Below are 19089 nucleotides of genomic sequence, written 5' to 3'. Positions count from 1 at the left end.
TGAAATAATTAAACTATTTTAATAGTAAGTTTTAAATTTAATTATTTCAAGTTAAAACTTACTAATGACAATTTTTTTGAACACTATTTTCTATTGCCGCATTATATTCTTTATTTAATTCTTTTGTTGCCCAAATCCATATTGAGCAAGTAATAATAAATATTATCATTAAACACAGAGAAATCGACTGATAACTTGCAGAAGGCAAAATAATAAAAACTATTGATTGTAAAAATGCGCTAGCGGACTTACCGAGTTTTGTTCCTATTACGTCGGCGGCGGCTTTACCTTTTATCTTTAATTCGTTATCAAGAGGCACATAAGACATTTCTTTTGTTGAATCGAATAAGGTATATTTACTGGATTTACTAAGCACGTTTTGAATAGCGCCGATTGTTACGGCAATTAAAGTCGGATCGGTTAAGATAAAGCTAGCCGCTATTATCACGGCAAATCCTTCAAAATTATTGACGGAAAAAAATAATAAACCGGTGGTAAAAACCATTATCGGGGTAATAATAGCCGCTGTAAACCAGCCAAGTTTTCTGACAATATTTGAACCTAAAATAACAAATATCAAAGTAAATATACCGGTATAACTTAAATAACTACCGATAAAAGCCGCATATTCGGTAGGAGTTTTATAAATTCTTGTTGCGGCAGCTTTCCAAGGACCTTCGGCTAAATTTATTGCTATCCCGTAGCAAATAAGTAAAGTTGCAATTAATCTTATATGTCTAGACGATGCAATCATTTTAAAGCTTTCTACAAGCGTCATTGACTTCTTTTTTACTTTAAACTTTAATAATGCAAGATGCTGCTTATCTAATATTTTATGATTAAGTAACCAAAAAGTTTTAATAGCTATGAATCCTAAAATCAAAACTATAGTTAATATAACTTGGACTGAAATTGTGTTATAAGATGCTTGCAAAGCAAATTTATTGGTAAAATATTTATTTATATATTCGAGATTTGTTAAAAACTGTCCTGCTAGATAAAGCCCTGTCTGTCCGAGCAAACCGAATAACGGATAGAATCTTTTTGATTCTTCGACCGTAGTAACGTTATTGACGAATTGCCAGAAAAGTAAGGCAAAAACTACATTAGGCCATAATTCGGCGATAATATAAAATAAGGAAAAACTCCAATTCGATAAGAGGAGAATAAACCATTTAAGATTAGGAAAAGATTGAATTAATGATCGAGCAGTATCGGCATTTAAATGCAGCATTTCATAATTTGGAAAAATAACAAAAGCAAATAGTGCAAAAAATGCTAAGAAAACTGACATAATAAGGTAGAAAATATTTTCCCCTTTCATGTGATTAACAAGCTTAACGTAAATAGCCGTGACTAAAAAGGCTGCCGGCATCACTCCCCAAAATTTAAGGAAAGAAATAGTCTCTACACCAATCATAGTGTTAACGATGCTATCCTTTAAAGCTCTGATTAAATTTTGAATAAATAAAATACAGAACATTAATAAGGTTATAGCTAAGAACTTAGAAAGCTCAACACGCTCTATGGGCCAAATATAGTCTAAAAATTTGTTGATTTTGGTAGCAGATTTGTCTAGATTAGTTTTTAACGATGAAGAAGAATTTTTTGAAATGTCCGGAATAATTGTCATCTTTCAGCCTAACCTACTTGTTGCTTGGTTAGAACCTTATATTAAAGATTTTTCTTATTTAAGTCAAGTGGAAATTATCAAAACATCGTCATTGCGAGGAGCCGTAGGCGACGTGGCAATCTAGGCTTTGTCATGCTGAACTTGTTTCAGCATCTCTTAGTAGTCCTAAAATAAATTCAGGATGACAACAAAGTATTTTTTCCTAGATTGCCACGTCGGTACTTCGTACCTCCTCGCAATGACGTTTGGGGTATCAACGTAACAATTTTATTAAAAATCTATGAACAACTATTGGCTAAATATCTATAAGCCGAAAGGTATAAGCTCGGCAAAAGCCGTTGCGATAATTAAAAGAACACTCGGTAAGGTAAAAATCGGTCATGCAGGAACTTTGGACGTAGAGGCAGAAGGCATTTTACCTTTAGCCGTCGGTGAAGCGACAAAATTAATGCCAATACTAATCGATGCTAAAAAAACTTATATTTTCACTTTGCAATTCGGCGCACAAACCGATAGCGGTGATTACTCGGGGAAAATAATAAATACCGCTAGTTATGTTCCTTCTAAAGAAGAAGTTTTCAGCGTTAGTTCTAAATTTACCGGTATAATCTCACAAACTCCTCCGGCTTTTTCGGCTATTAAAGTTAACGGCGTTAGATCTTATAAACTTGCAAGGCAAGGTCTCGCAGCAGAATTAAAAGCACGAAATATAACGATTTACAACCTAAAATGTATTAATTTCGATGAAGAAAAAGCGACTGCTACTTACTGCGTCGAATGCTCAAAAGGTACTTATATAAGAAGTTTAGCGGAAGATATGGCATTATCCTTGCAAAGTTTAGCATTTGTGATAGAATTACGCCGTATTCAGGTTGGGGCATTTAAAATGGAAAATGCTATTATAATGTCAAAACCTGAAGAATCAAAGCAAGAGATAACAAAAGAGTTTCTTGAGGAAAAGAGTATAAGAATTGAGGCAATACTGGACGACATCCTGGTTCTTGACGCTACTTTTGAGCAAGCACAAAAAATTAAATACGGACAGAAATGTTATTTTAATTCTAGACCGTCTGAAGATGACGTTACTCTTTTATGGGTTCGTTATGAAGGTGTTTTGCTTGCTATCGGTAGTTTAAACAAGAATTGCTTTAATTCTATGCGTGTGTTTAATTTAATAAAATAAGGAGATTTATCGATGTCGATTACAGCTGAGCGTAAACAACAACTAATTAAAGAATATTCACTTACGGAAGCCGATACAGGGTCTAGCGAAGTACAATGTGCTATTTTAACCGAGAGAATCAATAACTTAACTGAACATTGTAAGGTTAATCTTAAAGATTTTACCACCAGAAGAGGATTATTAATCTTAGTCGGTCGTCGTCGCAGGTTACTAAATTATATTAAGAAAAAAAGTGTAAGTAATTATTTAGAGCTAATAGGTAAGCTCGGAATTAGAAAGACGCGTTAGGGGTTCCAAGGTAGAACGCCTTGCGGTGTCATTCCCGCGAAAGCGGGAATAACACCTCCTAACAATGACAAGCTTAAACGCTAAATTAACAAAAAAACCAATTAATATTGTGAGATAAAATGTTTAATGAAATAACGAAAACAGTAGAATGGGGCGGGAAAACCCTTGAGATAAGTACCGGTAAGATTGCTAGGCAAGCAGACGGCGCAGTAATGGTGAAAATGGGTAACTCCGTATTATTATGTACGGCAGTAAGTGCTAAGGAAGCAAAAGAAGGCATAGGTTTTTTCCCGTTAACTACCCATTATAGAGAAATGGCAGGTGCAGCCGGTAAAATACCGGGCGGATTTTTTAAACGCGAAGGTAAAGCATCAGATAAAGAAGTTTTAATATCTCGCTTAATCGACAGACCGATCAGACCTTTATTTCATCCCGCTTTTGTTAATGAAACGCAAGTAGTTTGTACTGTTCTTTCATATGATCCTGAATGTAGTACCGATATCCTTGCAGTTATCGGTGCTTCGGCAGCGTTAGCACTCTCCCCTGCTCCATATACGGAAATTATTGCCGCTAGTAAAGTCGGCTTTATTAATGGTGAATTTGTCTTAAATCCATCATTTGAAGCCTTAAAATCTAGTCAATTAGAATTAATCGTTGCCGGTACTGAATCTTCCGTAATGATGGTTGAGTCAGAAGCTAATTTATTGTCCGAAGATCAAATGCTTGCAGGCGTAAAGTTCGGATATGACGCATTTCAGCTGGTAATTCAGATAATAAAAGAACTTAGCAAAGAAGCCGGTAAACCAAAATTACAAATGAAGGATTTATACCCTGCTCATTTAAAAGAACAAATCGAGCAAATGGTTGGTAAAGAAATAAAAGAAGCTTTTACTATAACTTCAAAACAGGAACTTAGTACTACTTTAGATGCTATCCCTGCTAAAGTTCTTGAGCATTTTGCCGAGGATATCGCTAATAAAAATTATAGCAGCTATCAAATTGAATCTGCTCTTAAATCAGTTGAAGCTAATATATTACGTAATGATATTTTAAAAAATAACTCTCGTATTGACGGACGTAAATCTACCGATATCAGACAAATTGCTTGTGAAGTAGGAGTTTTACCAAGAACTCACGGCTCGGCTTTATTTACTAGAGGCGAAACGCAAAGTTTAGTGACCGCAACGCTTGGCACTACTCAAGATGAACAAATCGTTGATAGTCTAGAAGGTGAGTATAAAGAGCGGTTTATGCTTAACTATATTTTCCCGCCTTATTGCGTTGGGCAAGCAACACCGATGAGAGCGCCGGGACGAAGAGAAGTTGGACATGGTAAACTCGCATGGCGTGCTATTAATTCCGTCTTACCGACTAAAGCGCAATTTCCTTATTCAATCAGAATAGTTGCCGAAACTACCGAATCTAACGGCTCTTCTTCAATGGCAACGGTTTGCGGTACTTCACTTGCTTTGATGTATGCAGGTGTTCCTATAAAGGCACCGATTGCCGGTATTGCTATGGGACTAGTTAAGGAAGGCAGTAAATTTGCCGTATTATCGGATATACTAGGCGATGAAGATTATTTAGGGGATATGGATTTTAAAGTAGCCGGTAGTAGTGAAGGAATAACCGCGCTGCAAATGGATATAAAAATATCCGGCGTAACTTTTGAAATAATGAAAAAAGCCTTAGAGCAAGCAAAAAACGGTCGTTTGCATATTCTTGAACAAATGAATAAAGTAATTAATTCACCTAATTTGGATATCAGTCAATATGCACCTTGTACTCAAAGCATAAAAATTGATAAAGACAAAATTAGAGAAGTTATAGGTGCCGGCGGCAAAGTAATAAAAGAAATTTGTGAAACTAGCGGTGCTAAAATCGATATCAGCGATGACGGTACGGTATCTATTTATGCTTCAGGCAAAGATAAATTAAAAATCGCCATCGATAAAGTTAAAGCAATTGCCATTGAGCCTGAAATCGGTGAAATATTTAACGGTACCGTAGTAAAAGTATTAGATTCCGGCGCATTTATTAACTATCTCGGCAGCAAAGACGGCTTCGTGCATATTAGCGAAATTTCCGAAGAAAGAATTGAATCGGTAGCTAGTGTGTTAAAATACGGTGATATAGTAAAAGTTAAACTTATCGGCTTTGATAATAAGGGCAAAGCAAAATTAACTATAAAAAATGTTGTACTTTCAGAACAAACGGCAAAAGTTAATGTAAAACCGAAAAACAACGATAAGGAAAATACCGAGACAGAGCAACGAGAAGCTAACAAAAAACGAACACGAAATGAAGAAAATACCGCTGAAAACGGTAATGTGATCAAAGAACGTAAATATTTTAATTAAGTAACAGCGTCATTTAGAAAGCTTGATACTGTCATATCGTGGCCCCACCCACTACTGTACGAACGTTGAAAAAAGGCGTGAGCGTTCACGGATATAAATAAAAAATAAATAAGGAGTTGAAAAAGGTTATAGAATTGTATAGAAATAGATAGGACAAGAATAAGTAGCAGCATCAATGAATAATGTTCTATCCGATCGAATTATAGAGTTAGAAAAGCTAGTAGAATTACTAGAAGTAACCAATCAACGGCTTTTACAAGAAAATAAAGAATTAAAGATTAAGCTAATAGAGTTGGAAGATAGGCTAAATAAGAATTCTAGCAATTCTGGTCTTCCTAGCTCTAAAGATATATACCGGATAGAGAAGAAGACAAGACCCAAGAGTGATAAAAATCCCGGGGGACAAGCAGGTCATAAATATAACGCTTATCAAATAAAAACGTCAGATATCAATGTTGATATTATGCCCGATGAAGAGATTTGTAAGTGCGGTGGTTCATTGTTATTAGAAGAAAAATATAGAACCCATCAAAAAATAGAAATTCCTGTTATCAAACCTGTTGTTACGGAATATAGGTTGTATAGGAAAGTATGCTCTTTATGTAATAGAAGATATAAAGCAAAACTAGATAATTACCGATTATTAGGGAAGAACGCTGAAAGTATAATTAGTTCTTTAAGTGGATTCTTTAATAATAGTAAGAGAGAAGTACAATCAATATTAAACCAAATATTTAACCTTGATATTAGTCTTGGCTTGATCTCTAATACTGAGAACAGAATATCAGTTAAGTTAGAAGATAAATATAATGAATTATTGAATAAAATTGAAGAAAGCAGTTACCTTCATTTAGACGAGACAAGTTCTAATAATAAAGGCAGTAGACATTGGTGCTGGGTAGCTACGAACAAAGCTTTTACGGTATTTAAGCTAGCTAATTCAAGAGGACAAAAGATATTAGAAAGTTTTTTACCTGAATATGAAGGGAAAATAATAAGCGATAGATATGCGGCTTATAATATGTTTGACAGCAGCAATCGTCAAATATGTTTAGCTCATTTGCGTAGAGATTTTAAAAGATTCGCTCATAGTCACAATGCCTCTCTTGCTAAAATTGGTTCAGACCTTCTTTGCGTAACTGATACGATATTTAGGCTTTATAATTTACATAAAGAAAATAAGTTAGATAAACCTCGATATTTAGCAGTAATGCAGAAAATTAAAAAGATTATGCTGTATTACTTGCAAGATGTCGCTAATACTGAATACTTACAAGCCCAAAGAGTAGCAAATAATATACTAAAATCATTCGATATGATATGGCTCTTTTTAGATGATTCACAAATAGAGCTAACTAATAACTTGGCAGAACGACAGATAAAGCATTTTGTTAAATATCGAAAGAATTCTTTTTTTACATGGTCACTAAGGGGCGACAGATTCTTAGAAAGGATTAAGTCACTTTATGCTACTTCTAAACTCCAAGGCATTAACCCTTTCTGCCATTTACTAAAATTGGCGTGAACGCTCACAAAAAGGCTGTGTCATGCCGTGACTTGATCACGGCATCCAGGAAAATAAAGCCATATTAGACTTATTTTAGAATCTTTTTATGATATTATAAGCTGGATTCCGTGGTCGTAGCCACGGAATGACAGAATTTTTACCTCTTTATTTAAACGTTCGTACACTAGTGGGCTTGACCACGGTATCCAGAAAAAAAACTTAATAAAAGACTGGCTGCCGTGGTCAAGCCGGCGTTGTTGCATGGATGGTTAAAAACGCCTTCGGTGTCATTCCCGCGCAGGCGGGAATCCAGAGAAATACTTAAAATAAGTAAAATTATATAATAAATTACTATTTAATTTGCTCATATTAACTTTCTGGATTCCCGCCTGCGCAGGAATGACATAATGGGGTGTAGGAATGACATCGAAAATTCGAGCCATGCAACAAGGCCTTTGGTCGCTCGCAATGACGTTTAACATCCACGCAAGCATCGCCGCCTCGTAATGACGAGGTAAGATTGAGCCATGCAACAACGCTGATATTATCCGATCCAGGCGGGCGTTGTTTTGCTAGGAGGCACAACGTTACACGACGCGGCAGCTAGTTTGTCGTCATATTTATATTTTTTTGCTACCGGCAATGATTTCAATTTTGGCAGCTAATATAAAATCACTTTCTGTAAGACCTTTGATTTTATGAGTCCATATTTCTACCTTACACATACCGTACGATACGGTTAAATCCGGATGATGAGCTTCTTTTTCAGCAAGATCGGCTATTTTATTAGCAAAATCCATAGCCTCCATAAAATTACTAAATATATATTTTCTATATAAATGCCCAATTTCATTAATTAGCCAATCCTTTTCAAGTTGAGTTAAAAATGTGTTTATTTCTTTATCATTTAAAGGAGCTACGCCACCTCGACACGGAACACAGACCTTATCGATTAAACATACTTCATTCATAATATCCCTTATTTACAACTCTTAGATTACTTTTGACTATACATTTTTGCAATTTATATCTATACAAGATTAGAATATATATAAAATTATTACTATGAATATTATTGCAAATTTTTTCTTAAGTTTTGGTCATCCTCCTATTATACGGGCGTTGTTGCCTGGCTCTAAAAAGTGCCGTATGTCATTCCTAGCTAAAGACGGGAATCTAGAAAATGCCTTTAAGTCATCCTGAATTTATTTCAGGATATACTACAAGAGATGCTGAAACAAGTTCAGCATGACAAATAAAAGTCTGGATTCCCGCCTACGCGGGAATGACATAATGGGGTGTAGGAATGACATCGAAAATTCGAGCCATGCAACAAAGCCACTAAGATGAGCTAAAAGAACGAGTACTATAATTCAATAATTTTTTCAATATTTACTTTAATTATCGGAGATTTATTGATTTCATGTTTTAAGGTTTTGCGGATAGTCGACTTTATAGCTTCTTCAATTTGTTCAGTTGATAGAATTCTTTTTGCTTGCTTATTTTGAATTTCAATAAGTTTAGTAATATCGTTTTTGATTAAATTAATTAATTTAATATCTTCTTTTGAGTCAAGTAGCCCGGGCATCGATAACATAGGATTTGCCGCTAATGCGCCTTTGTTATTTACTACCACCGAAGCTATAACTATGCCGGACTCACGCATGCGCCTACGAGCTTTAAAGATTGAAGACTCTACCGGTAATAGATAATTGCCGTCAACCGCTAAGTAGCCGCTATTAACCTTAGCAATTACTCTGGAATTATTAGGCTCAAGCAATACTACACTGCCGTTTTCTACCTCTACTGCATGTTTTATGCCGTTTTTCTTAGCAAGCTTAACATGTTCGTGAATATGGACAGGTTCACCGTGAACAGGTATGCAAACGTTAGGTCTAATCAAAGTATACATTTTTTTAAGGTCATCAATGGCGGGATGACCCGATACATGCACAAAATGGTCCTGTTCGGTAATCACTTCAACGCCCGCTTTAACAAATATATTAAACATCCGGAATATTTTCTTTTCATTACCAGGAATGATTTTTGAAGAAAAAATAACAGTATCTTTTGGCGCAAGCTTTATTGAGTGATGAGAATTACTTGCCATTTTGGCGGTCGCAGCCATCGGCTCTCCTTGGCAACCGGTAGCAATTACTAATAATTCTTCTTTTTTAAATCTACTTATATCTCGTTCATTAATTAGGGGTGCAATATCTTGAAAATAGCCGCTTTCTTGTGCTGCGCTCATCATTCTGTGTAAGCTTCTGCCGGTTAAAACAACCTTTCTACCCGCTAGCTGCCCTGCATGTATTAAAGTATCTAATCGAGCAAGGTTTGAGGCAAAAGTTGAAACTACAACCAATTTAGGACAGCCGGCTATTATATCTATAAGGCTTTTACGTACTTCGCCTTCCGAGCCGGAACTACCTTCATTAAATACATTAGTCGAATCGCATACTAATGCTAAAACTCCCTCATCACCGTAATTCTTTAACAACTCTTCATCGGCTTTAAGCCCAAGTACCGGATCATGGTCAAACTTCCAATCTCCGGTATGAAGCACATTGCCTATTTCGGTACGGATCATAATAGCTTGCATTTCCGGCGCCGAGTGTGTTAACGGCACCATTTCAAGAGAAAACGGCTCTATGTTAATTTTCGCGCCGGCATCTACTTCGTGAATCTTGATATTTTTAGCAAAATTATATTCGGCTAAACGCAGCTTTAAGAAATTTGCCGTAAATCTAGTAGCATATATTGGACATTTCAGGCTATTCCATAAATATTGTACGCCCCCTAAATGATCCTCATGAGCATGCGTAAGTATAAGCCCCACTAGATCTTTTTTATATTTTTCAATAAAGCTAATATCGGCAATTACCATATCGACGCCGGGTAAATAATCATCGGCAAACCCGCTACCGCAATCAATCATCAACCACTTACCTTTATAATGATAAAGGTTAACGTTCATCCCTATTTCGTTAGCTCCACCGAGCGGCAAAAAGAGTAAATCATTTTGATGGTTTTTGATATTGAATGATGACATAATTAATTTCTATAGTTATTATAATCTTATCTTATAACTTATTCTTGTTCTATCGTCTATGATTAATAATTGTTTAGTTTATATAAGTATGTTTATATCAGGAACTATTTTAGTTATACTTACTTTATTTCCTACACTAGACCTAGATTTTTCCACATTTTTTTATCACAATAATAACGGCTTTATTTATAAGAATACCGATATAGTGAGGTTTTTATTTCTATCCATACCGATACTAACAAAAGCTTTAATTATAATATCTTTATTTTGGGCATTTTTTGGTTTTATTAAATATAAAAAATTAAAATCTATTTTTTTGTCATGGAGTTTTTATATCATTATTACGGCGGCTATCGGTCCGGGGCTAATAGTTAATTACGGCTTAAAAGAAAATTTCGGCAGAGCGCGTCCAACGCAAATAGAAAATTTCGGCGGCAAAAAAGATTTTACTAGAGCTATGTTAATAACCGATCAATGTGATCGTAATTGCTCATTTTGTTCCGGTCATGCAGCGATGGGTTACTATTTCACTAGCTTTGCTTATATTTTACCGCCTATATATTTTTCATGGGTTTACATTACCGCCCTACTCTTCGGTTCATTAGTCGGCTTTAGTCGTATATTAATGGGCGGGCATTTTCTTAGCGATGTCGCTGCGTCTTGTTTTATTATTTTAGTAGTTAATCATATATTATATTTAGCATGGCAAAAATTGCAGCGAGGTCATTTCTAGCTACGGCATTATTGCGTGGATAGGTTAAGCATGTTCTATGTCATTCCCGTAAAAACGGGAATCTAGACTTTTCTTTGTCATGCTGAACTTGGTTCAGCATCTCATTAATAGATCCTGAAATAAATTCAGGATGACTATTTTTTTTCTAGATTCCCGCCTACGCGGGAATGGCATCAAAATACGATCCACACGACAACACTTTCGTGAGAATGACATAGAGTGCGGGAATGACATCAAAACTTAAAGTTAAGAGAGGTATAGTGAACATAAATAAAATAGCGGTGGTTTATAAACAAACTACTAAATCCGTTGCACTTGCCGAGCAGCTTAAAAAACTTTTTTCTTTTAGTATGCCGGAAGAAGCTGAAGCGATTATCGTAATAGGAGGAGACGGCGAATTGTTACATGCAATTCATCGCTATATGAATCTTAATCTACCTTTTTACGGTATTAATTTAGGCAGTTTAGGTTTTTTAATGAACCCCGTGAATAATGAGCAATTATTAGAAAATTTACATGAAAGTATGATTGCTTATTTAAATCCCCTTTCAATGCACGCGGAAGATGTTAACGGCAATAGCCATCATGCTCTTGCGATAAATGAAGTTTCAATATTTCGGAAAACCAATCAAGCCGCCAAGTTTAGAATTGAAGTTAATCAAATTGAGCGGATGAGTGAATTAATAGCCGACGGGGCTATAGTTGCCACTCCTGCCGGTAGTAGTGCCTACAATCTTTCCGCAGGTGGACCTATTCTACCGCTAGAGTCAAACGTATTATGCTTAACTCCTATCTGTGCATTTAGACCGCGAAGATGGCACGGAGCGTTACTGCCCTCCTCTACTTCCATCAAATTTGAAATACTTGAAGTGAATAAAAGACCGATAAATGCAGCGGCAGACTTCCAAGAATTTAACAATATAAAATCGGTGACTATTAAATCAGTAAAAGACAAAGCTATTAAATTACTTTTTAATAAAAACCACACGCTGGAAGATCGAATTATTAAGGAACAGTTCGGTGGGTAGATAGGATATTGTGGTGTGGATCAAAAAAAGCTCTCGGTGTCATACCGTGGCTTGACCACGGTATCCAGCTTTTTTACTAAGATTTTTTCTGGATGCCGTGGTCAAGCCACGGCATGACACCGAATTTGTAATAACATGGGTATCAACTACCTTCTTTCAGTTCTTTATTATATAGTTTGTAATATTCCTCTTTATTTGCGAGCAATTGGGCATGGGTACCTTGTTCGCAGATACTGCCGGCTTTCATAACAATTATATGGTCAACATCGGTAATACTTGCTAAGCGGTGGGTAATAATCAAAGTAGTTTTTCCTTGACGAAGTTTTTTTAATGATTCTATAATTTTTTGCTCGGAATTTTGGTCTAAAGAACTCGTAGCCTCATCCCAAATTAAAATAGGAGAGTTTTTTAAAAATGCTCTCGCTATCGATAAGCGTTGACGTTGTCCACCGGAAAGAGTCGTCCCTTGCGTGCCTATTACGGTATCATAGCCATCAGGCAAACGCATAATAAACTCATCGGCATCCGCATATTTTGCTGCGGTAATTATTTGCTCCCTAGTAGCATGTATATTACCGTAAGCAATATTTTCGGCAACACTAGTATCAAATAAATGGGTATCTTGCGTTACCAACGAAATTTGCTTTCGGAGCGAAGCAATTTTAATATCTTTAATATCATGATCATTAATTAAAATTGTCCCTTCGCTTGGATCATAAAACCTAACTAGCAAATTACTAAGAGAGGTTTTTCCACTTCCCGAACGCCCGACAAAGGCAATAATTTTATTAGGAGTTAGTTTTAAATCAACTAATTTTATAGCTACTTTACTTTGAAAATTTAATCCAACTTCTTTAAAAGCTATTTTCGCATTAGTAAAATCGACATGTAAAGCATTTGCGTGATCTTTTATAACCGGCTCGGTATCTAAAATAGTAAAAACCCTTTTTGCGGCAGCTATTCCTTCTTGTAAATTAACATTTAACGAGACTAAACTTTTGAAAGGTCTATAAGCCGTAGCAAAAGCTGTTAAAAAAGCAAATAACGCACCCGGGGTAGTTTTACCCTCCATTACTAAACTGCCCCCATACCATATAATACCGCCGATAGCAATCCCGCTTAACGTCTCCATAATAGGTGAAACTAAAGCATCTAATTTTGAAGTCTTTTTATAGAAGCTTAAAATATTATTGACGATTAATAATGCTCTATTACTTTCTATTTTCTCACCGACAAAAGACTTTACGATCTTAATCGATTGAAATGTCTCATCAAGGCGTGAAGTATAATGCCCTAGCTCTTCTTGTGACTGCGTCGATATTTTTCGTATTCTTCTACCTAATTTTTGCACCGGATAAATAGCAAGAGGGAAAACAAAAAAAGTTACGCAAGATATTACCGGCTCTAACTTAAACATTACTATTATTAAAAATAATACGGTAAAAAAATATTTAGCGCAGCCGACAAGCAGATTTGAAACTGCTCCACGCATCATAGTAATATCATTTGTAAAGCGTGATATTATCCTTGCCGATGATTGCGACTGGATAAAAGAAATATCGGCACACAATAAATGTTCATACATCTTCATTTGCAAATCGGTTAGAATACATTGTCCGATATATTTAACTAAGTAATTCTGATAATATTCTGAAACTCCTTTTATAAAAAACATTGAGGTAATCATAAAAGGCATTAATAAAAGCATCTTCTTATCGTGCGTTAGAAATATTTGATCGATGATCGGCTGAACAGATTTAACAATATTTGCCGAACAAATAGCCGAGACAATCATAAAAAATATTGCCAGAAATATTTTTTTAGAATAAGGCTTAATAAAATTTTTAAGTAGCCTTTTTATGACTTTGGTAGCACTATAATCCTGATTTGATATTTTTACTGACGACAAAATTTTATCCTTCGTTAATATTTTCATTGAAAATGTTATATTGACTATTATTGTCACTATTGCTGCGAGTCGGAGCCGGTAATCCTAAATGCCGGAAAGCATTAAGCGTTATTACCCTTCCCCTAGGGGTACGCTGCAAAAATCCTATTTGAATTAAATACGGCTCGATAGTTTCTTCCAGTGCATCACGTTGTTCCGACAAAGCTGCGGCAATTGTCTCAATCCCGACGGGACCGCCGCCGTAATTATCGGCAATAAATTTTAAGTATCGATCGTCGTTACTATCAAGCCCGATACTATCAACTTCCAAACGGTTTAATGCCGAGTTTGCAACAATTTTATCAATTTCTAGCTTGCCTTCAACGGCGGCAAAGTCTCTTATCCGTTTAACGAGTCTTAGAGCAATTCTTGCCGTTCCTCTACTTCTTTTAGCTATTTCTTCGGAACCGCAATCGGTTAAATTAATTATAAGTAATTTACTTGCCCGATTTAATATTGATTTTAACTCATCTATATTATAGAAATTTAAACGCAACGGGATACCGAATCGATCTCTTAGAGGGTTGCTTAATAATCCGAGCCTAGTAGTTGCACCGATCAGGGTAAAGGGCGGTAAGTTTATTTTTACCGATCTAGCCGCCGGTCCTTCACCGATAATAATATCTAAGACAAAATCTTCCATTGCCGGATATAAAACTTCTTCAACCGAAGTGTTAAGACGATGAATTTCATCAATAAATAATACATCATTTTTTTCTAAATTAGTTAGAATTGCCGCAAGATCGGCAGCTTTTAATATTGCCGGTCCGGAAGTTGATTTAAAATTCCCGCCAATCTCGTTGGAGACAATTTTTGCCAAGGTAGTTTTACCAAGACCGGGAGGACCGTAAAATAATGTATGGTCTAAATGTTCCGATCTTGCTTTAGCAGCTTTAATAAAAATTGATAAATTTTCTTTAATTTGTTGCTGTCCGACAAATTCCTGTAAATAGGAAGGTCTTAAAGAAAATTCTTGATCATTTTGTTGATCATTGTAATTTTCTTCAGCCGATAAAATATTGTCAGAAACCTTTTCAGACATTAGAACCACGATTTTTTAAGGCAAGTTTAATTAATTCATTAATAGAGATTTCCGGATTTTTTGCAATAAGTTCCTGCACGACATTTTGAGCTTCAAATCTATTAAAGCCGAGATTGCTTAAAGCCTTTATCACTTCAGAGCTAGCAACCGGGCTAATACCGCCTAAATTTAAATCGCTTTTAATTGCGGCGTTAGAGCCGGTTCCTATTAAAACTTTATCCTTCAACTCCATAATTATCCTTTCGGCAAGTTTTGTTCCTACCCCTGAAACGGCTTTGAAACTGTTCTTATCCGCCTGATTTACGGCTAGTTGAATCTCTAGCGGCGTCAAGCTAGACAAAATAGACAAAGCCATTCTGGTACCGATACCGCTAACCGATTGTAATAAATTAAAAAAGGCTTTTTCTTCTAAAGATAAAAATCCGTAGAGATGAATATGATCCTCTCTGACATGGGTTTCGATAAATAATCGACAAAATTCTCCTTCCGGCAATTTACGCAAAGTTTTACCGGAAGCGTATACTAAGTACCCTACCCCGTTCACGTCGATTATAATATAATCATCGTAACAAGAATCTATTTTACCGCTTAACTTACCGATCATGATTTGTTATTTATCTTTTTTTAATTTTTTGTTTTTACAATATATGAGTGCAAGCATCGGCAATCCCGTAATAATAAATGCTAAAATATAATGAATAAGTAAAGGTCGCTCCATAGCATGACATTGCCCGTCATCAGTTATGCCTTCAGCAAAAACAATATAGGCTACTATAATGGTAACCGCTAAATATAGAAAAGCATAAGCCGAATATTTTATTAATTTAAAAAAACAATTCATAAATATTTCCTATTACTGTTATAATTATATATTAGAATGAAGAGTTGTTACATTATCGATGTCATTCTAGCTAAAGGCGGGGCTTTGTTGCATGAATGGTTAAAAACGCTCTCGGTGTCATTCTAGCTTTCGCGGGAATGACATCAAAAATTTGAACCCTGCAACAAAGCCTTTAGTCGCTCGCAATGACGTTTGGGGTATCCACGCAATAATGCCTTACGAGACTAATAAAACTAATTATACTCTGAATTATAACTATATGCAACATTCGGCTTTTTTAATTGCCTTTTTTATAACGATCATTCGTTATTATGATTATGCTTTATTCGGTCTTTCGGCTAGTATCTTAGCTAAGAATTTTTTACCGCCTCTAGAGCATGATGTGCAAATACTCGGCTTCTTTGCGATACTCGGAGGTTCGGTTGTAGCAAGACCGATAGGCTCGTTAATATTCGGTTTTATAGGAGATAAATACGGTCGTACTAAATCGGTTAAAATCTCAGTAATTGTCGCTACTATTTCAACAAGTCTAATCGCTATCACTCCTAGCTTCGCACAAATCGGCAACTTTGCCGTTATCATATTGATATTCTGCCGAATGGTTTTTTTAATGAGCCTTGCCGGTGAAGTCGATGCCATAAAAATTTATGTAGCTGAAAAAGCCGGCAGCAACCGCAAAAATCTAACTAACGGGCTAGTTGTTAGTTGTAGTCAAGTCGGCGCGTTACTTGCCGCTATAATGTATTATTATGCTAGTAACTTTAACGCGTCCGAATATTTATGGCGATTAAATTTTCTCGTCGGCGGAATTTTTGGCATGCTTGCTATTTTAATGAGAAAATTTTTTAAGGAGAGCGAAGAATTTTTATATTACCGAAAAAAACATCCTAATAAAGATGATAACGGCTTGTGGCAAATCTTACAAAATATCAAACTAAAATTTATTATAGCTATGCTTATCAACGGATCTATCGGCGGCGTTTATCATTTTTTAGTAATTTTTTTAGGAGTCTTTTTATCAAAAATAGCTTGCACCATTGAGCATAATCAAGCTCAAACTATGAATATAATTTTAATTATTACCTACGCAATTGCTGCAATATTTTCCGGTTTGCTCGCCGACAAAATAAACCCTTTAAAACAAATTATAGTTTCTTTGACTTTGAGCCTTGGAACCGCATTAATTATGCAAATTTTATTATATAATCAAATATTTATAATTTACTGTCCCGTAATTCTTATAGGGCTAGCGGCATTCTATGCCGTACCGTTACAAATTATTATCCAATCATTATTTATTACGACAAGCAAAGTGCGAATGTATAGCTTATCCCACTCTTTGGGGGGTATAATTTTATCTTCTGCCACGCCGTTTTTTAGTATGTTATTATGGCAAAATTTTAAGTCATTACCTATAACACTGTGTTTTTTTATAAGCTTATTAATAATATTAATCGCTTCGGTAATATTATTGCGTAAGGTTTTGGTTAAGAACGGTTATTACAAGTATGGTGTCATACCGTGACTTGATCACGGTATCCGGCTTTTTTATTGTCATGCTGAACAAGTTTGCCGCATCTTTTTTTAGTAGATCCTGAAATAAATTCAGGATGACTTTTTTGTATATTTTTCTAGATTCCCGCCTTTAGCTAGAATGACATTTTACTTAAAACAACATCTTAGTCTGATAATTTTTTAAAAAATTATCAATAATTATTTTGTCCTTTTCACCTATTTCCGTAGAAGTCGGCGTCAAATTAGAAAGCTTATTTAATTGAGCAATCAAATTTACTAATTTATTCAGGGTTTCGGCAATATTTTTCGTAGCTACTATATTATTCTCGTTTCTTTGCAAGGTCAGCACAGTAAGCTCGTCTTCTAGTAAAATAATAAGCTTAGCAATAAAATTATATAGGCTATCTATAGTATCTATTATATCTTTAGTCATAAATTATCGCCGCCGGCAACAGGTTTAAGCCCGACAAAAGCCCTTTTCTCATTTAACGTCATGAAATCGGCACCGGCTATTTTAGCCCATAAATTTTCTCGTTTTTCGGTTAATGCCGAGATATTATCGCGATCAAGATCGATAACAATCTCCTCTTGATATAGATGTGAAAACCAATTACTTAAAGCATCCGCTAGCTTATCAAGTAAAGGAATTAACGTTTCCTCCCATAGAGCAAGCCGTGCTTCTTGCATATTGCTATAAGTATTGTCGCCGTTAATACCGAGTAATTGAGGCGGTACGCCGAAGGCTAAAGCTATCTCCCTTGCTGCTGAATTTTTTGATTCAATAAAATCCATGTCTTTGGGGTTAATACTCATCTCTTGCCACCCTAATCCTCCCTCTAACAATAAGGGTTTGCCGGAGTTATTACTACCGGTGAATTTATCGACTAATTGCGCTTGCAGCCTTTCAAATTGTTCATCGCTAAGATAACCGTTACCGTCTTTCACTATCAATGCACCGCTAGGACGCGCGCCGTTCCGCAGTAAAGCATTATTCCAATAGGTGGCTTGTTGATGCAGATCGATCGGCAAAGAAGCAGCATCTAAAGCTGATAATCCATAATGCCAGTTAGTCGGGTGGTAGTTTTTCAGATGTAATACCCTACTCATTTTATTAATAGGATTAATAGGGTAAATTTTTTCGCCGTTGCTACTCTTATATCTATAAGCAATTGCCTGATTCTGCTCTAACACCACTTCCGTAGCCGTTGCATGAAGTAAATAAATCTCCGGCGGCTTTGTGTCTGTTGTTGATAAAATATAGCTGTTACCGAATAATAATTTACCGGCTATTAATTCACTAAAAAAATCGGCTCCGGCTTTTTCCGGATTTGGTCTTTTTAATAAATGATATAACGGATGATCGGCAATTACTTCATTATTACCGTTGTTATTTCTCATTAACTTCCAAGGTACATGCCCCGCCGATTGAGCTATTAAATTAACGCATCTATAAACTATGACGTTTTTTCGATAAGCATCTATACCGACTTTGATTTCTCGCAAATCACTATAGGCTATATTATTAAACTCAATAAAAGATTGTGATTTACGGTTTTGGTCTTTAAAAATATTCTTCAAATATTTCCTGATCATAATGGTCTCAAATATTTATTACATATAAAAATTATATAACACTTTATTTGATCCACTAAGGGAGCTGTAAATTTTAGAAATTAAATTAACATTATCGCGGGAAGTTTGGGGTTACCGATATGCAGAATATCTAATGAGAATTTTCTACCTTTAGTTATAGTTAATATGAATTTTCCGAAGAATCCTATAAACTCCCAAAACCCCAGTAGGAACCGGCGGGGAGCGTGGTACGCAATGCGAACCCTAAATCAGTATAGGTTGAAGTTGATTGATGTCCTAACAAAGCCTTATTATATCGGTAATTTAAAAGTCTCTTACTAATAAACCTAGTAACAAAAACCTAGTTACAGGAGGGACAAATTGCCC

The 19089-nt window shown here is 35.6% G+C and carries 20 protein-coding genes; 9 read left to right on the top strand and 11 right to left on the bottom strand.

Translation table 11 applies throughout. The annotated features are described in order from the left end of the window. Window positions 1–61 precede the first annotated feature (61 nt). The gene (locus AAGD64_RS05510) at window positions 62–1633 is read right to left on the bottom strand and encodes an Npt1/Npt2 family nucleotide transporter (protein WP_253307640.1); all 1572 of its coding nucleotides are present in this window, start codon (window positions 1631–1633) and stop codon (window positions 62–64) included. Between AAGD64_RS05510 and AAGD64_RS05505 the strand changes: the two genes are divergently transcribed. The 5 genes from AAGD64_RS05505 to tnpC all read left to right on the top strand — a co-directional run bounded on the left by AAGD64_RS05505 (window position 1614) and on the right by tnpC (window position 6989). Beyond that, window positions 1614–1757 carry a hypothetical protein gene (locus AAGD64_RS05505; RefSeq protein WP_341792668.1) on the top strand — a complete coding sequence of 48 codons (144 nt, stop codon included), beginning with the start codon at window positions 1614–1616 and terminating at the stop codon, window positions 1755–1757. The two genes, AAGD64_RS05510 and AAGD64_RS05505, sit on opposite strands and share 20 nt — an antisense overlap. Before the next feature lie 156 nt (window positions 1758–1913). Beyond that, window positions 1914–2816 (top strand): tRNA pseudouridine(55) synthase TruB, encoded by a 903-nt coding sequence (gene truB / locus AAGD64_RS05500; RefSeq protein ID WP_341792667.1) that lies wholly within the window; start codon window positions 1914–1916, stop codon window positions 2814–2816. A 12-nt stretch (window positions 2817–2828) separates the two neighbouring features. Next, window positions 2829–3104: a 30S ribosomal protein S15 gene (rpsO, locus tag AAGD64_RS05495; protein WP_253307642.1), complete on the top strand. Its 276-nt coding sequence runs from the start codon at window positions 2829–2831 to the stop codon at window positions 3102–3104. A 119-nt stretch (window positions 3105–3223) separates the two neighbouring features. Next, entirely contained in the window at window positions 3224–5464 is a 2241-nt protein-coding gene (pnp, locus tag AAGD64_RS05490; RefSeq protein WP_341792666.1) for a polyribonucleotide nucleotidyltransferase, read from the top strand. A gap of 175 nt (window positions 5465–5639) precedes the next feature. Next, on the top strand, window positions 5640–6989 hold the full coding sequence (gene tnpC, locus AAGD64_RS05485; protein ID WP_341792665.1) for an IS66 family transposase: 1350 nt from the start codon (window positions 5640–5642) through the stop codon (window positions 6987–6989). 86 nt (window positions 6990–7075) lie between these two features. Here tnpC and AAGD64_RS05480 read toward each other — a convergent pair whose 3' ends face one another. From AAGD64_RS05480 to AAGD64_RS05470, 3 genes are all read right to left on the bottom strand, one after another. After that, complete coding sequence (locus AAGD64_RS05480) at window positions 7076–7234, bottom strand: hypothetical protein (RefSeq protein ID WP_341792664.1); 159 nt, start codon at window positions 7232–7234, stop codon at window positions 7076–7078. 106 nt (window positions 7235–7340) lie between these two features. Next, window positions 7341–7556: a hypothetical protein gene (locus AAGD64_RS05475; RefSeq protein WP_341792663.1), complete on the bottom strand. Its 216-nt coding sequence runs from the start codon at window positions 7554–7556 to the stop codon at window positions 7341–7343. Window positions 7557–7591: 35 nt separating this feature from the next. Then, the gene (locus AAGD64_RS05470; protein ID WP_341792662.1) at window positions 7592–7942 is read right to left on the bottom strand and encodes a 4a-hydroxytetrahydrobiopterin dehydratase; all 351 of its coding nucleotides are present in this window, start codon (window positions 7940–7942) and stop codon (window positions 7592–7594) included. 94 nt (window positions 7943–8036) lie between these two features. On the opposite strand from AAGD64_RS05470, the gene AAGD64_RS05465 reads away from it, so the two are divergent. After that, entirely contained in the window at window positions 8037–8174 is a 138-nt protein-coding gene (locus AAGD64_RS05465; RefSeq protein WP_341792661.1) for a hypothetical protein, read from the top strand. Between the two features lie 163 nt (window positions 8175–8337). Here the strand turns inward: AAGD64_RS05465 and AAGD64_RS05460 are convergent, their stop codons facing one another. Beyond that, window positions 8338–10023 (bottom strand): ribonuclease J, encoded by a 1686-nt coding sequence (locus AAGD64_RS05460; RefSeq protein WP_341792660.1) that lies wholly within the window; start codon window positions 10021–10023, stop codon window positions 8338–8340. 88 nt (window positions 10024–10111) lie between these two features. Here AAGD64_RS05460 and AAGD64_RS05455 point away from each other — a divergent pair, with 88 nt between their 5' ends. Beyond that, window positions 10112–10756: a phosphatase PAP2 family protein gene (locus AAGD64_RS05455; protein ID WP_341792659.1), complete on the top strand. Its 645-nt coding sequence runs from the start codon at window positions 10112–10114 to the stop codon at window positions 10754–10756. A gap of 260 nt (window positions 10757–11016) precedes the next feature. Further along, the gene (locus tag AAGD64_RS05450) at window positions 11017–11784 is read left to right on the top strand and encodes an NAD kinase (protein ID WP_253307648.1); all 768 of its coding nucleotides are present in this window, start codon (window positions 11017–11019) and stop codon (window positions 11782–11784) included. 142 nt (window positions 11785–11926) lie between these two features. Here AAGD64_RS05450 and AAGD64_RS05445 read toward each other — a convergent pair whose 3' ends face one another. The 4 genes from AAGD64_RS05445 to AAGD64_RS05430 are packed head-to-tail and all read right to left on the bottom strand — an operon-like array spanning window position 11927 to window position 15615. Then, window positions 11927–13720, bottom strand: coding sequence for an ABC transporter ATP-binding protein (locus tag AAGD64_RS05445; RefSeq protein WP_341792658.1), 1794 nt, complete (start codon window positions 13718–13720; stop codon window positions 11927–11929). Continuing rightward, window positions 13698–14774, bottom strand: a complete 1077-nt coding sequence (gene ruvB, locus AAGD64_RS05440) for a Holliday junction branch migration DNA helicase RuvB (protein WP_341792657.1) — start codon at window positions 14772–14774, stop codon at window positions 13698–13700. Before ruvB ends, AAGD64_RS05445 begins: the two co-directional genes overlap by 23 nt. After that, window positions 14767–15378, bottom strand: coding sequence for a Holliday junction branch migration protein RuvA (gene ruvA / locus AAGD64_RS05435; RefSeq protein ID WP_341792656.1), 612 nt, complete (start codon window positions 15376–15378; stop codon window positions 14767–14769). The genes ruvB and ruvA overlap by 8 nt, the downstream gene beginning before the upstream one ends. Before the next feature lie 6 nt (window positions 15379–15384). Further along, on the bottom strand, window positions 15385–15615 hold the full coding sequence (locus AAGD64_RS05430) for a Holliday junction ATP-dependent DNA helicase RuvA (protein WP_253307653.1): 231 nt from the start codon (window positions 15613–15615) through the stop codon (window positions 15385–15387). 259 nt (window positions 15616–15874) lie between these two features. On the opposite strand from AAGD64_RS05430, the gene AAGD64_RS05425 reads away from it, so the two are divergent. Beyond that, window positions 15875–17140, top strand: a complete 1266-nt coding sequence (locus tag AAGD64_RS05425) for an MFS transporter (RefSeq protein ID WP_341794165.1) — start codon at window positions 15875–15877, stop codon at window positions 17138–17140. A 141-nt stretch (window positions 17141–17281) separates the two neighbouring features. Here AAGD64_RS05425 and AAGD64_RS05420 read toward each other — a convergent pair whose 3' ends face one another. Both AAGD64_RS05420 and AAGD64_RS05415 read right to left on the bottom strand, forming a co-directional pair. Then, the gene (locus tag AAGD64_RS05420) at window positions 17282–17563 is read right to left on the bottom strand and encodes a hypothetical protein (RefSeq protein WP_253307654.1); all 282 of its coding nucleotides are present in this window, start codon (window positions 17561–17563) and stop codon (window positions 17282–17284) included. Further along, window positions 17560–18723, bottom strand: coding sequence for a phage portal protein (locus AAGD64_RS05415; protein WP_410526064.1), 1164 nt, complete (start codon window positions 18721–18723; stop codon window positions 17560–17562). Before AAGD64_RS05415 ends, AAGD64_RS05420 begins: the two co-directional genes overlap by 4 nt. Between the last annotated feature and the right edge of the window lie 366 nt (window positions 18724–19089).

It is taken from the genome of Rickettsia endosymbiont of Ceutorhynchus obstrictus (assembly GCF_964026565.1).
Taxonomy (GTDB): domain Bacteria; phylum Pseudomonadota; class Alphaproteobacteria; order Rickettsiales; family Rickettsiaceae; genus Rickettsia.
Note: the sequence above shows the minus strand (reverse complement) of the source record. Positions and strands in the feature narration are given on the sequence as shown.